This is a genomic window from Candidatus Protofrankia californiensis (genome assembly GCF_900634765.1).
Taxonomy (GTDB): domain Bacteria; phylum Actinomycetota; class Actinomycetes; order Frankiales; family Frankiaceae; genus Protofrankia; species Protofrankia californiensis.
Window position 1 is genome coordinate 1 of record NZ_CAAAFT010000010.1, and the last position, 13,661, is coordinate 13,661.

A 13,661-nucleotide genomic window follows, 5' to 3' on the forward strand; every position below is an offset into this window, starting at 1 on the left:
CCACCCGGCGGATCAGGCCGGCGGCACGACCGGCCCCCGCCGCACGGGACGGGCCCGCCGGTGCGGAACCGGGCCGGCGGGTCAGCACGGCAACCTCACCCCGACCCGACCGGTCACGATCGCCTGCGCCAGCCGGGTCTCCGCCCGACCGAGCCGCACCGCCAACTCCTCCCCCGGCCCGGACACCGTGGACAACTCCGCCAGCGGCACCCCGTCCAGCCGGCTCACCTCGATCAGCGCGGCGTCGGCGGCCGAGAGCACCCCCGCGGCCACCGCCTGGGCCAGCACCCCCCGCGGCGCACCCCAGGGAGCCGGCGGCATCGCCGCCGCCACCGGCAGCCCGCTGCCACCCCCCGGCAGCGCCACACTGTGCCGGCGGGCCTCGTCCACCCCGGCCCGGTAGGCCGCCCACGCCAACCGCACCCCCAGCCGCGGCGCCGCGGGCGACACCCGCCGCAGCCCGACCAGGAACCCGGTGAGGACCTCGGCGTCCAGATCGGCCGGGTCACCGGGGTAGCCGGCGGCCAGCCGGCCCGCGGTCCGCCGCAGCACCGGCATCGCGATCCCGACCGCGCCCACCTGCCACGCCGGTTCCTCCCGCCGGCCCACCAGATAGGCCCACACGGCATGCCGGGCCGCCGCCGACGTCGCCGGGTGCGCCAGCAGCACCCGCAGCTCCCGCAGGCCGATAGGCCGCTGCGGCAATCCCGGATGGATGACGGTGCCGTCCACCGACAGGCCGTCCGGGGCAGCGGTCAGCGTGTAAAAAGCCGCCTCAGCGGTATCCAGCGCCGAGCCGCCTGCCGGAAAAAAAATATCAGGTCTGGTCATAGCTGCCGTCCTTTCATCCGGGCGTTGAAGAACGCCGGAATTCAGGACGCCACACCCCATCTAACACCGATCTGACGGTGATCTGACACCAATCTGACCCGGCCACATGAACAGCGCACACCGGTCTGACGGTGCACGGATATTCCTCTGACGGTGATCTAACAGCGAACGGCTCTCCCGCCGATGCCCGGCCCGTCAGATCACTGTCAGACGCCATCGGTTTCACTCGGAGTGCACCTCAACCGCGCGATTCCCGGGGTTTCTCACCCCCCGCGCCCTCCCGCCCCGTCCGAAACTCGGCCGTGGGCGCGGCACGCACCCCCCTGTGACGGAGGAACACTCGTGTCCCTGTCCCCACCCGCCGTCGGCGACCACCCCAGAACCGTTCCGCTCACCGTGTGGCCCACCATGACAGACGCACCGCCCGGTGATATCCCACCAGCCGCCGCCGCCCGCGCTGTCGCCGCCTTCAGCACACCGAACGATCTCGTTGTCGTCATCGACGGTCCGGCGATATTCCGCGACGCCACCACCCATCTCCACCGTAGATATATGGCCGTCAGCCGCCCCGGCGGGGAAACCGACGGTCCTGACTTTTCCCCGATGGCCGGGACAGCCGGTCTGGTCATCGATCGTCCACCGGCCGGCACACCGCAGGTCCTTCTCCCCGGCTTCGTCCGGACCGCCGGCATGCTCCGTCCCGGCGGCATCCTGCTCACCGTCCACACCCCCACCAGCGGTCCCACCGACCCACTCGCCGCCGGCATTACCACCGCCCGCGCCGCCGGCCTGCGCTATCTCCAACACATCGTCCTGCTCACCACCCCCATCACCGATGGCCACCTCCACCCGGCCGGCCCCCGCAGACCAGCCGGCGGTCTGCTCACCCCGGTGCACACCGACCTGGCGGTCTTCACCACCCCGGGAGGCGGCCGTGGCTGACCCGCACCGTCCGATTCCCCTGTCGGTCTGGGCGACCGCCCAGCAACACCCCCGCGTCCAGCGCATCGACCGTTACACCCCGGAATCGGTCGCCCATCCCGCGAAAATGCTGCCCGCGCTCGCCCGCCATATCATCGCCACGTTCACCGAACCGGGAGAGCTGATCCTCGACCCGATGTGCGGGATCGGGACCAGCTGCGTGGAAGCCGCGCATCTCGGCCGCCACGCCCTCGGCATCGAATACGAACCCCGCTGGGCGACGATCGCCCGCGCCAACGCCGCCCTCGCCACCCGCCAAAACGCGGACGGAACCATCCGCATCCTCACCGCCGACGCCCGCCGACTGCCCGCGATCGCACCCTCCGATATCGCCGGAAAGGTCGCGCTGGTTCTCACCTCCCCGCCCTATGGGAAAGCCACCCACGGGCAGGTCCAGGCCGACCGCACCCGCGGCGTCCACAAACGCGACTACCACTACGGCCACGGCACCGGAAACCTCGCCCGCCACGACCTGCACGGCCTACTCGCCGGATTCACCGACATCCTCACCGGCGCCGCCGCACTCCTGCACCTCGACGGCCTGATCGCTATCGCCGCCCGCCCGTACCGCCAGGACGGGGAACTCGTCGACCTCCCCGGTGCCATCCTCGACCTCGCCACGCACGCCGGCCTGCTCCGCGCCGACCGCGCCGTCGCGCTGCTCACGGGCCTACGCGGCACCCGCCTCGTCCCGAGGACCACGTTCTTCGCCCTGCACAACACCCGGACGGCCCGCGACGCCGGCACCCCGCTGCACGCCGTCGCCCACGAAGACGTCCTCCTCCTGCGCAGGCAGGACGGATCCGATCCCGATGGGAGGGCCACATGAATGGACTGCAACCTTCTCCCGCCGGCCGATCTGACACAGCCGCGACCTGCGGGAACACCAATCTGACCCGCTCCCGATCAGCCCCGTCTGACACTCCGCTGACGACCATCTGACGAAACGTGCACGTGCAACAAGCGTCAGATCCGGCAAGGGACGCACAGGCCGGCACCGACGGCCACAACCCGTCGGGCAGACACCCTGCCGCGCGACCTCGGAGCCGGAACCCAGATCCGGCCCTGACCCGAAACGTGCCCCGCAGCGGGTCGGGATCAACCTGCCCAACCGTGCCCATCCCCAGCAGCATGACATCTTTCCGCACCATCCCACAGGGGCGCCGGCAACGCCGTCCGGATCCGGGAACTCGCTTTTCCTTCGCAGGAGGACCCTCCGTGTCCCGTCATTCCTGGACCGCCGAACGCGTCATCGCGCTCGGCTCCACCACCACCCTAACCACAGCCGGGCAGATCCTCGGCATCGGCCGCACAAAAAGCTACACCCTTGCCCACGCCGGCACTTTCCCTGTTCCCGTTATCCGCATCGGAACCCGGTACACCGTTCCGGTCGCGCCGCTCCTCGCCCTACTCGGAATCGGAAAAGAAACCGGTGGTATCCGCTTGACGGAAAACGATGGGTCGAGCATCAATGAAAACCCAGCGGCACCAACCCGGCCGTCCCACCACACCAACCCGAGAAAGGAAACCGGCCATGGAGAAAGAGGGAACCACCTATAAAAGATGCAGCTGCCGTGACCCAAACGGCAGAGAACAGGGAAGGACCTGCCCGAAACTCCGCCGCACCGGCGGCGGATGGAACCCCACCCATGGCACTTGGTACTACGCTATCGACCTCCCCCACCACCCCGATGGAAGGCGCCGATACGCCCGCCGCGGCGGCTTTCCCAGCCAGCAAGCCGCCCAGGACCAGATCACCCACATCCAGGCTCTGCTCGCGATCACCGGAGAAGACGACGATGCCGGTCTGCGCCGTATCGCCGACCTCATCACCGCCGCGATCCGCGGGAAACAATCCCTGCCCGGTGTCGAGGACATCCGTCGGCGTTTTCACCGCAACGCCGACCTCAACCCCACGATGACCGTCGGGCAGTGGCTCGACCAATGGCTCGCCGGCCGCAAAACCATCCGCCGATCCACCCTGCTCGGCTACACCTCCTACGTGAATCACCATCTCAAACCCGCGATCGGGGACATCCGTCTCGACCGGCTCGCCGTCTCCCACCTCGACGCCATGTTCACCGCCATCGACGAGCGCACCAGCAGCATCCGTGCCGCCCGTGCCTCCACCGACCCCGACACCCGGCTGTCCGTCCGCGGGCAGCGGATCACCGGGAACGCCACCAAACAACGCATCCGCGCCGTCCTGCGTGCATCCCTGAACACCGCGATCAAACGCGGCCTCATCACGCACAACCCCGCCGCCCACGTCGAACTCGCTTCCGGGAAACGCCCCAAAGCACTCCTGTGGACCCCGCAGCGCGAAGCCCGCTGGCGCAAAACCGGGGAAATCCCCTCCGCGGTCATGGTCTGGACACCCGCCCACATCGGCGCGTTCCTCGACCGCGCCGCCACCCACCGCCTCTACCCACTGTTCCGACTCATCGCCTACCGCGGACTCCGCCGCGGCGAAGCCTGCGGCCTGCACTGGGCCGACATCGACTTCGACCACGCCACCATCGACATCCGCTGGCAGATCGCGCAACTCGGCTGGGCCACCGCAATGGACCGGCCGAAATCCGACGCCGGCGACCGCACCGTCCCCCTCGACACCGCAACCATCGGGCTACTCCACGCCTACCGGGCCTGGCAGGACAGCGAACGCACCGATTACGGAGACGGCTGGCCCGACACCGACCTCGTCTTCACCCAATCCGACGGCCAGCCCCTGCATCCCAGCCAGGTCAGCGACCTGTTCCACGACATCGCCAGCGCCCTCGAGCTGCCACCGATCACACTCCGGGACCTCCGCCACGGCGCCGCCACTCTCGCTCTGGCCGCCGGAGCCGACCTCAAAGCCGTTCAGGAACTCCTCGGTCACGCAACTATCACCCTCACCGCCGATACATACACACACCTCCTTCCTGATCTGGCCAGCGAAATCGCCGAGAACGTCGTCCGACTTATCCCTCGCCGACGCAAGCAGGACGACGATCCTGACGATCCTCCGGCCACTGGACTTGTGGCTGGGGGCCGGTAGGTTGACCGCGGTGGCGTCGGAAAGAGTGATCGCTCCGCGACTGCGCCTGATGGTAGTCGGGAGTCCGGTATCGGGCTGGTACATCCACGCTGGGCTTCTGACGGCGGACAGCACGATGGTTCCGGTGGAAGGTCCCTACGCCGGCAGGGACTATGCCGAGTTACGGCTCGCTCGTCTCGTACCCCGCGACATCATCGAAGCTCTCCTGATCTTGGCCGAGGCTGCGATGAGGTCCGGGCACGCCAGCCCGGTTCTCCGCATGTGAATCCACCTCCAAGACGGCGCGAAGGTCACTCCTTCGCGCCGTCTTGGAGGTTTACCGATCGGCGTGTGCTCCCAGAGCGAGTTTCGGCAGGCTCGTCACATCCTTGATCGCACTGTCTCCAGCCAGATATAGGACGCCTCGGGCGATGTGGCGATGCAGCTCCTCCGATGTCGTCTGCTGATCCCAGGGCAGTCCGTCGTCATGCAGGCGGGTGAGGAACAGCAGCCACCACAGTTCACTCAGATTGCCGGCGACGAGCCGCCAGGCGATATCGACCGCGGGTTCTCCCCGTGGGGGTAGTGCGGGGGGACGGGACGGTTCGGCGAGCGATCGGCACAGTGCCCAGCGGCACAGGACGTTGCGGTGCTTAACCCCGGTGCGTCGGACGAGCGTCATCAGGGCGTCGCGGATGTCAGAGCCGAAGCGGATGGCCTCCGGCGGATCGGGACGGTTCGCGGCTGTCACGCGTAGCTCCCCACCGCGGCGCGGCTAGCGCGCCGGTCGTGAGTGGCTGCCATGTCTACCGCTGGGGGCAGCGGGAGTGGTCCCTCGCGGACGACGGTGCCGCGTGGGGTGGTTGCGAGGTGCAGGGTATGGCTGATGAAGGTGTCGGCCCGTTGCAGGGTGTCTTCCCCGACCTCGGTGTCGGTTGCGAGCACGATGACCTGGTGGGCGGCGTTAGGAAGGTACCGCTCGGCGAATCGTGCGCGGTGGGGACCGTCGAGACGGCCCAGCGGCGTGTCGATGATGACCGGAAGCGGGCGGCCAGCAGCCCGCGCGAGCCCCCACAGCAGAGCGACACCGAACAACTGGCGCTCGCCGGCGGACAGGCTAGTCGTCTCGACAGCGCGGCCGTCGGCTCCCACCAGAGTCAGTGCATAAGTAGCCGGATCGATACGGACGTCCGCGATGAGATCCGGCTTGTGGAAGAGGGTTCGGCACGCCTCCAGAACCCGGGCCTGGATGCGGCTTGCGTGACGTTCCGTTGCGGCGAGGCGGAGGTGGGCGAGAGTGTCCCGTGCACGGGCGGTGTGTTCGAGGAAGCGCTGGGCGTCCTCTTCTGCGAGTTGGGCTTGGCCGATTTGCTCGAGGAGGCTGTGGCGTCGGGTCTCGGCACGTCCGCGGGCACGAACCGACGATGCGACAGCAGCCTCCGCGTTCTTGACCGCTCTCGCCGCTACACTGACCACTTCCGCTGCCTTCGCACGGGAGGCGTCAAGGTCCTCGATGACGTCTCCGTGTGGGACGGTGTCGAGATCACGTTTGGCAAGGCCCTCTTGCACCACCGCCTGTTCGTGCTCGTCGAGGAGACGCGTGAGCACCATGCGGGCTGCCGCAAGACCGCTGTCGAGGAGCTGGTCGAGTGTGGCCAGCGCATCCGGTGACATGCCGAGCCAGGAAGGCGCCGATACTGTGCTGCGCCGGTCGCGGTCCTCGCCCATCCATTGCGCGACAGTCTCGATCGCCGGCGGGGGAAACTCGCCTGAAGAGGCCAGCTCGCGCAGGACATCGAGCAGCTGGGCATCGCGGCTGGCGAGGATCTGCGCGAGGAGCTGGTTGTCCGCCTGTTCCTGTTCGCCGTGGGCTTGCCGGGCGAGACGTGCCAGAAGGTCCGGTACGAGCAGGAAGGGAGCGGACTCGCCGACGGCATCGACGAGGCGTGCCCGTACTACCGCCACTGCTTCCTGCGCCGCCTGTGCACGTCTTTCAAGCGTGAGGCGGTCCCGGTACGCCCGCCCGCCTTCGCGGACGAGCTGCTCCTCAATGTATGCGAGCTGTTTGTGCGCGGCGGTCAGGTCGGCCTGCGCGTCCTCGTATGCATGCCGGGCCTCTGCCACTTCCCGCTCGAGCTGGGTGATGTGCTGCTCGGCGGCAGTGAGCTGCACGGTGGTCTCGTCGCTGGCCGCCTCCGTGCGCCTGCGGCGTTCGAGGAGGTCGAGGTCGCTGACGAGACGATCGACGAGATCGAGGCCGAGAAGCCCACCAATGGCGGTTTGGAGAAGCTCCCGGCTGGCGGCAAGGTCGGCGAACGCCTCGATCTGTTCACCGTCGAAGAAGAACAGCCCGGCAATACCGCGGGGGACGAGCGTCTCCACGTGCTCGGTCCAGGCTTCCGCGAGCCCGGGATCATCCTGCCCGTCGACGCTGACCCGTAGCTCGTCACGGACGCGTCCGCCTCCATGCCGCCACCGGCGCCTAATTCGGTAGGCGCGTTCGACGCCGTCGATGTGGGCACGGAGCGCGAGCTCCACCGCGGCCCCCCGGCCGGGGTCCGCCGCGTGGTGAATGGCTCGGGCGAGGTAGGTGTCATAGGCGAGCCCTCGGCGGCTAGTCGGAGGCGCCAAGGGACCGTAGAGGGCGAGCTGCACCGCCTCGAGCAGCGTCGTCTTGCCGCTGCCATTGAGCGCGCCGATGACCACCACGGGACGGTTACCGTGCAGGCTCAGAGGCACGACCTGCCTGCCTGCGAAGGCACCATAGTCCTGCAGGACGACCTCGTCGAAGATCACAGCTGTCCTTCGTCGATACTGAGTTGATCCACCCGATCCACGTCGGTGACCTGTCGGGCGTTGTCCTGTGCCTCGCGACGACGCTGCGCCCGTGCTACCGCGTCAGCCTCGTCGGCGTAGAAGCCACGAGCGAGCGCCTTCTCCAACGCCCCATAGACACCCGTCCGGCGGACCATGTGCCGGTAGCGGCGTTCCACGTCGAGAAGTTCACGGACGGTCTCGAAGTGCAGCCGGTCCTCGCCGCAGATCTCGGCAAGAAGATCGAGTTCGACCTTGCCCAGTGGAAGCCGCTCCCCAAGATCACGGCCCGGGTAGCCCCGACCGGTCACCTCCTCATAAATGTCGGGTAGCCGGTCTTCGAACTCGTGTTTCTCCACAACCCACAGCCGGCGGATCTCCTCCAGTTCAGCGAGGGTCACGAGTTCGATGTTCCGAACCGTGTCGGGACCATGAGCACGCACGTACTCCTGGGCCGCGAGGAGTTTCCGCAGCCAGTTCTCCCGGGCTGCCTGCATGTAGGGGCCGGGGATCGGCTGGTCGTGAAAGAGTTGGACCGTCCCATTCATGCGACGAAAGTCACGCAGGCTCCTGTCGTCGGAGACGTCGAGTTCGTCACGTAGCTCAAGAAGCGGGAGCATCCACTCCTTCTCACTGTCGTTGAGGATCATCGCGGTCATCGACTTGTCTTTGTCGACGAGCGTGCACGTCCAGCACCCGAAGCGGCTGTCGCCGCACGACGGCGTACTGCTATCGACGACGAGGGGGCATTCACCGTCCGCAGACGCGCCCTGGTACAGGGTGAGTAGGTCCCGGTTGGAATAGCCCCACGGATTGTCGACCTGCATGAGAAAGGTCCAGATGTCATCGCTGGTCCAGTCCTCAACCGGTGTATAGACGAGCGAGTTCGGGAGCTTGCTGTTGGGGGAAAGACGGTCTCGGACACGGCCCTGTTCAAGAGCGGTCATGACCCGGGCGCGGGTCGCAGACTCGGCCTTACGGGTGCCCAGTACGAGGATCGCTTCACCGTGCCGACGTACCACGTTCCGGATAAACTGGTTGCTCGGCTTTATCTTCAACCGTTCGGTGCACCAGCGAAACTTAGGCCGCGGCGCCGGGTAGCCACGGCCGATGAGGTTCACCCAGAACGTGTCCTCTACCGCCGGGGTGAGGCGGTGCGGCTGGATCGGAAGCCCACATCGTTCCGCGGCGGACCGAAGAACGTCGAGGCTTTGCTCGACCCACGCCGCGACGATCGGGTTCTCCACAAGGGTATCAGTGGTGATGACGTGGACCGGCTTCGTCCGCTGTGCCTCGGGCATGCGCGCAAGGGCGAGCCAGACGAGCTCCAGGACCGCCGTGCTGTCCTTGCCTCCCGAGTAGCCGACGACCCAGGGCACGTCGTCTTCGCGGTAGAGGCGAGCGATTTCATCAAGTAGCCCGTCGACTACCACTCTCATACCTTGATCGGCGAACGCAGACCGTCGGGATATCGTGACCGCCGTGGTGCGCCGAGGCTTTTCTGAAGCTGGGCGAGCTACAGGGCCGTGCGTGGTCATGCCGTCCCCTTCCGTTGCTCGGACCGTGCTTCGGTGAGTTTTTGTTCGGCCTGTTCCTCGTCAGGCGGAAGCGCCAGACCCAGATGTCGTCGTATCGCTGCTGTGGTCAACAGCAAGTTGGTGCGCGCCTTCGATACAGAACCTCCAACAAGTGCTCGCCCTTCCCAAAGCGGATTGGACCGCGACCAGTCTACCGTTGCCAATGCGGACAACGTGTCGCGCCATGCCACCGGATCGCGTGTTTCGCGAATTATAGTATTGCCGATGCGTCCGAACGCGGCAAGGGCGATACCGTGGCTGTGGATAAACTGCGCGCGCAGGTCGCTGGAGCGGAAACGCTGTTCCCGCACCTGCGCCCATCCTGACATCAGCGAGCCAATGACAGCCCAGTAGTCAAAAGCAATCGCACGACGCTGATCGTGATTGAGGTCGTCGAGACCATGCAGGAGAGTCCTGGTGGCGCCGTAAAGGGCCGACAGCGTGAACAGCTTTCCTGACGCCTTCGGCAGGCTCGATGACTCCATGTCAACGAAACCTCGGAATATAGGATGTTCGAGCGCTAGCAGCCGGGCCAGCTGGCCGTCGGCGTCGCGACGGTCGTAGAGGACGCCGAGGGACGTCGAGGGACGGACGGCATGTCGGTTCAGGTCGGCGAACATCTGCTGGCAGCGCTCAAGTCCCGCGTCGAGAAAGAAGACGACGCCGATCGTCTCGTCCGCGAGACGAGGAGCTTGCCGGATCGCTTCGCAGATCGCCGCCCGCCGATGCTGACCGTCGTTGATGACGAACCGAGCGTTCATGGCAACGTGCAGGGTACCCAGAGGAGACGTTCGAAGATCCGTTCCTGGCAGTGAGGAGAAGTAAGCCGCCCCGTCGATACTGACCGTCAGTGCGGAAAACACGTAGCTGGTCGGGTTGTCGACCATGTAGCGGACCAGTTCGGGAAGGCGACCCTTGTTGAGCGCCCGCTGCGCCCGAAGGTCCGCTTGCAGCTCCTCGCTGTCATAGACGAAGAGCTTGGCGACGACCCTCAGCGGACACGTGGACACGAAAAACACGCGCCCTGCCTGCACCCCTCGTACAGCCGGGAAGGCGTACTCAAGGTCCGGCCCCTGCCACACATCGGCTGCCGCGACGTCTCGACGAGGGGCCCTGCGGGGATCGGTAGTGTCCGTACCAGCAGCAGGGCCGCTCGGCGTCACGGCTAGATCCAAACGGGCGGGCTTGGCGGGCTCCCGCCTCGCCTGCGGGGCTGGGGTTGGCGGCGAGGTCACCCGCGCACGCTCCTCCCACGTCCCGCAGCCGCCCCTGGGATGGCAGGGCGGCCGTCACCATCGATCAGGCTTACGTCAAAATACACACGTAAAACGGCATCGAGCCAACCTCGACCCCGTTGGGCAAAGCGTGTCACGCCGGTGGACGGGATCGAGCCTGCCCGGTCGCGAGATCGTGCCGTTCGAGGAAGGGACGCCTGTGATTGCCTACTACGACTGCAGCGCCACCACGCCGGTGGACGAGCGGGTCGCGGCCGAGGTGCTTCGACTCATGACCGCCGAGTACGGCAACGCCGGTAGCCGCACTCACAGCTACGGGCGGGACGCCCTCGACACCGTCACCCGAGCTCGCCGGCAGGTCGCGGATGTCGTTGCCGCCAGCCCCGACGAGATCACCTTTACCTCCGGTGCCACCGAGGCAAACAACCTCGCTCTTCTCGGATTCGAGCCGGAAGGCGAGCGCTCCAACCGTCGCCACATCATCAGCACGACGATCGAACACAAAGCGATTTTGGAGCCCCTAGCGAGACTCCGTGACCGAGGCTTCGACGTCGACCTAGTGCCCGTCAACAGCAACGGCCGCATCAACGCCGACGATGTCGCTCAGCGCCTGCGCGCCGACACGCTGCTTGTGTCCGTCATGCATGCTAACAACGAGACTGGAGTGCTCCAACCAATCGATGAGGTGGCCGCTGCCATGGCCGGCCATCCGGCATGGCTCCACGTCGACGCCGCCCAGAGCTTCGGCAAGGAGCTGGAGGCGCTCCGAGACCCTCGCATCGACCTCATCAGCGTCAGCGGGCACAAGATCTTCGGGCCGAAGGGGGTCGGCGCGCTCATTGCTCGTCGGCGGGGCTACCGGCGGCCCCCGATCACCCCCCTGCTCGTCGGCGGCGGTCAGGAACGGGGCCTGCGACCCGGTACCCTGCCGGTTCCCCTGATCGCCGGTCTCGGTCTCGCTGCCGACCTCGCTGTCCGCGAGCACGACACCCGCCGCAAGGAATGCCTACGGCTACGCACCCAGGTCCTCGACGGCCTAGAACCCCTCAACCTGTCAATCAACGGGGATACGACGACGGCCCTTCCTCACGTGCTGAATGTCAGCCTTCCCGGGGCCGACGCCGAGGCTGTCATGGTCGCCTGGCGCGAACTCGTGGCCGTCTCCAACGGCTCCGCGTGCACGTCGGCGAGCTACAAACCCAGCCACGTGCTGACCGCGATGGGCCTGCGAGAGGACCGCGTACGGAGAGCCCTTCGGATCTCCTGGTCCCATCTGTCGCCTGCAGTGGACTGGGCCGAAGCCGTCGCCCGCGTCCGCGGCCTGGCCGCGCCAATCCAGTAGCGTCTCCCGGCCTGACGATGACGACCCGCAACGGTGCGCCGACTATCCGACGCGAACGCACCGCCATGGCCCGCACAGGTCTCTCGGTCCCGGCCCGACAGGCGCTGGCAGACAAGATCCTCGACGGGCGGACCGTTCTGGACTATGGCTGCGGCAAGGGCGGCGACATGCGCCGCCTCGCCGCCGCCGACATCACCATCAGCGGTTGGGACCCCCACTACAAACCTCATCCTCTGCCGAGCCCCGCGGACGTCGTTCTCCTCACCTACGTCCTCAACGTCATCGAGGACCCGGCCGAACGAGCCCACACCCTTGTCACTGCCTGGCAGCTCGCCCGCGAGTGCCTCGTCGTCGCCGTACGCACCCATCACGATGCCCGCCGACTCCACGGCACTGCACACCGCGACGGACTCCTGACCTCCCGTGGAACGTTCCAGGTGCTCTCGCACCCCGAAACCTTCGCTACCTGGGCGCAGCAGGTCGTCCCAGTACGCGCGGTGACAGCCCGTCCCGGCCAGCTCTACCTCTTCCGAACGCACGAGGCACGTGCCCGCTACCTTGCCCACAGATACTCCACCGGCCCCGATCTCATTGCCGGGAGCGACACCCTCGCCGATCTGGCTTCATGGCTGCGCCACCATGGACGCCCTCCCAAAGAAGACGAGGCGCACGACCTGTACGCGCATGCTGAGCAGCGCTTCGGGACCCTCACCCGCGCAACGAAAGCGGCCAGCGAACTCCTCGCCCCCGAGGAACTCGACGGCGCACGCAGGCGCCGCAAGACTGACCTCCTCGTTGTCCTGGCCATGGACGCCTTCCACGGCCGCTCCCGGCTGAGCGATCTTCCTCCCACGCTCCAGCACGATGCCCGCTTCCACTTCGGCACCTACCACGAAGCGAGCCGCAGAGCCGACCAGCTCCTCGCCGCTCTCTCCCAGCCCGCGTTCATACGGCGGGCGACACACGCCAGCCGTATCGGGAAGCTCACACCGACGGCACTCTACGTACACACCGACTGCGAACCCTCTCTCAGCGCCGCGCTCCGCGTCTATATCGCCTGCGCCGAACTCGTCGCTGGTCGCCCACCCCTGGCCAACATCCTCAAGCTCCACCACGACCGACCAGCGGTGTCCTTCCTCGAGTACCCCGAGTTCGACGCAGAAGGCCATCCACGCCTCGCGACATCGACGCTGGTAAATCTTGCGCAAACGAAAGTGGAGACTCGCGACTACACGGCCTCCGCCAACCGCCCGATTCTCCATCGGAAAGAAGAATTTCTGCCCTCCCGGCACCCGCGCCGCGACCTCTACGCACGACTGACCAAACGTGAAGTAGCGGCCGGGCTCTACACGGAACCGCACCTTATCGGGACTGAGCAAGGATGGACAAATGTTCTCGAGGCCGCAGGATTGCACCTTAAGGGACACCGCATCGTGAGGGATTAAAGGCTCGTATCCCGATGGACGGCGGTCGGACCCGCGCTCGATGTAACTTTGGCTGAGCCACCTCGGAGAAAGCCTGGATCAACATGGCTTACGGCGCCCGTCCTGTTGACGATGCATGCAGTATCAGCCCACAAGCAGGGGAGTCTTATAACTCTACGTAGTCCCTTAAGTGCACACAGCTCCACGCAAGACTTCACAGGGGCCCAAACGATTCGTGAGAGCGGCCCACCACCTCAATTGGAGATCAACTATCCGCCACCTAACGTTACTTCACGGGACTCCCGAAAGTTCACCGTCGCAGCTGTGGCAGACTGTGTGTAATCTGGCATCCAGAGATACTGGAGCCTCGGTCGCACAATGAATTGCGTGGGACTGTTTCAAGATCGGTGTTTCCGTCCCGACACGCCGGGCCCAGGT

Annotated in this window: 12 protein-coding genes; 7 read left to right on the top strand and 5 right to left on the bottom strand. The window is 66.7% G+C overall.

Annotated features, from left to right (window positions below; all coding sequences use genetic code 11):
- Positions 1-81 precede the first annotated feature (81 nt).
- Positions 82-831: a hypothetical protein gene (locus tag DD1DGNOD_RS00385; protein ID WP_131766140.1), complete on the bottom strand. Its 750-nt coding sequence runs from the start codon at positions 829-831 to the stop codon at positions 82-84.
- Positions 832-1,173: 342 nt separating this feature from the next.
- Between DD1DGNOD_RS00385 and DD1DGNOD_RS00390 the strand changes: the two genes are divergently transcribed.
- The 5 genes from DD1DGNOD_RS00390 to DD1DGNOD_RS26295 all read left to right on the top strand — a co-directional run bounded on the left by DD1DGNOD_RS00390 (position 1,174) and on the right by DD1DGNOD_RS26295 (position 5,117).
- Positions 1,174-1,773: a hypothetical protein gene (locus DD1DGNOD_RS00390; RefSeq protein WP_131769185.1), complete on the top strand. Its 600-nt coding sequence runs from the start codon at positions 1,174-1,176 to the stop codon at positions 1,771-1,773.
- Positions 1,766-2,641 (top strand): TRM11 family SAM-dependent methyltransferase, encoded by an 876-nt coding sequence (locus DD1DGNOD_RS00395; protein ID WP_241255368.1) that lies wholly within the window; start codon positions 1,766-1,768, stop codon positions 2,639-2,641. Before DD1DGNOD_RS00390 ends, DD1DGNOD_RS00395 begins: the two co-directional genes overlap by 8 nt.
- 389 nt (positions 2,642-3,030) lie before the next feature.
- A complete protein-coding gene (locus DD1DGNOD_RS27585; RefSeq protein WP_206442852.1) occupies positions 3,031-3,372 on the top strand; it encodes a hypothetical protein in 342 nt (113 codons plus the stop codon).
- Positions 3,347-4,852, top strand: a complete 1,506-nt coding sequence (locus DD1DGNOD_RS00405; RefSeq protein WP_131766138.1) for a tyrosine-type recombinase/integrase — start codon at positions 3,347-3,349, stop codon at positions 4,850-4,852. The genes DD1DGNOD_RS27585 and DD1DGNOD_RS00405 overlap by 26 nt, the downstream gene beginning before the upstream one ends.
- A 115-nt stretch (positions 4,853-4,967) precedes the next feature.
- Positions 4,968-5,117, top strand: coding sequence for a RagB/SusD family nutrient uptake outer membrane protein (locus DD1DGNOD_RS26295; protein ID WP_165034857.1), 150 nt, complete (start codon positions 4,968-4,970; stop codon positions 5,115-5,117).
- 51 nt (positions 5,118-5,168) lie between these two features.
- Here the strand turns inward: DD1DGNOD_RS26295 and DD1DGNOD_RS00410 are convergent, their stop codons facing one another.
- From DD1DGNOD_RS00410 to dndB, 4 genes are all read right to left on the bottom strand, one after another.
- Complete coding sequence (locus tag DD1DGNOD_RS00410; protein WP_131766137.1) at positions 5,169-5,582, bottom strand: DndE family protein; 414 nt, start codon at positions 5,580-5,582, stop codon at positions 5,169-5,171.
- The gene (gene dndD / locus DD1DGNOD_RS00415) at positions 5,579-7,627 is read right to left on the bottom strand and encodes a DNA sulfur modification protein DndD (protein ID WP_131766136.1); all 2,049 of its coding nucleotides are present in this window, start codon (positions 7,625-7,627) and stop codon (positions 5,579-5,581) included. Before dndD ends, DD1DGNOD_RS00410 begins: the two co-directional genes overlap by 4 nt.
- Complete coding sequence (dndC, locus tag DD1DGNOD_RS00420; RefSeq protein WP_206442853.1) at positions 7,624-9,084, bottom strand: DNA phosphorothioation system sulfurtransferase DndC; 1,461 nt, start codon at positions 9,082-9,084, stop codon at positions 7,624-7,626. The genes dndD and dndC overlap by 4 nt, the downstream gene beginning before the upstream one ends.
- Before the next feature lie 95 nt (positions 9,085-9,179).
- The gene (gene dndB / locus DD1DGNOD_RS00425) at positions 9,180-10,304 is read right to left on the bottom strand and encodes a DNA sulfur modification protein DndB (RefSeq protein ID WP_131766134.1); all 1,125 of its coding nucleotides are present in this window, start codon (positions 10,302-10,304) and stop codon (positions 9,180-9,182) included.
- Between the two features lie 328 nt (positions 10,305-10,632).
- Here dndB and DD1DGNOD_RS00430 point away from each other — a divergent pair, with 328 nt between their 5' ends.
- A complete protein-coding gene (locus DD1DGNOD_RS00430; RefSeq protein ID WP_206442855.1) occupies positions 10,633-11,799 on the top strand; it encodes an aminotransferase class V-fold PLP-dependent enzyme in 1,167 nt (388 codons plus the stop codon).
- A gap of 17 nt (positions 11,800-11,816) precedes the next feature.
- Positions 11,817-13,244, top strand: coding sequence for a DNA phosphorothioation-associated putative methyltransferase (locus DD1DGNOD_RS00435; RefSeq protein WP_131766133.1), 1,428 nt, complete (start codon positions 11,817-11,819; stop codon positions 13,242-13,244).
- Positions 13,245-13,661 lie beyond the last annotated feature (417 nt).

Coding starts and splice junctions, on each gene's coding strand:
- dndC (WP_206442853.1), bottom strand. CDS start 9,084: ATGAGAGTGGTAGTCGACGGGCTACTTGATGAAATCGCTCGCCTCTAC.
- DD1DGNOD_RS00385 (WP_131766140.1), bottom strand. CDS start 831: ATGACCAGACCTGATATTTTTTTTCCGGCAGGCGGCTCGGCGCTGGAT.
- DD1DGNOD_RS26295 (WP_165034857.1), top strand. CDS start 4,968: ATGGTTCCGGTGGAAGGTCCCTACGCCGGCAGGGACTATGCCGAGTTA.
- DD1DGNOD_RS00435 (WP_131766133.1), top strand. CDS start 11,817: ATGACGACCCGCAACGGTGCGCCGACTATCCGACGCGAACGCACCGCC.
- DD1DGNOD_RS00405 (WP_131766138.1), top strand. CDS start 3,347: ATGGAGAAAGAGGGAACCACCTATAAAAGATGCAGCTGCCGTGACCCA.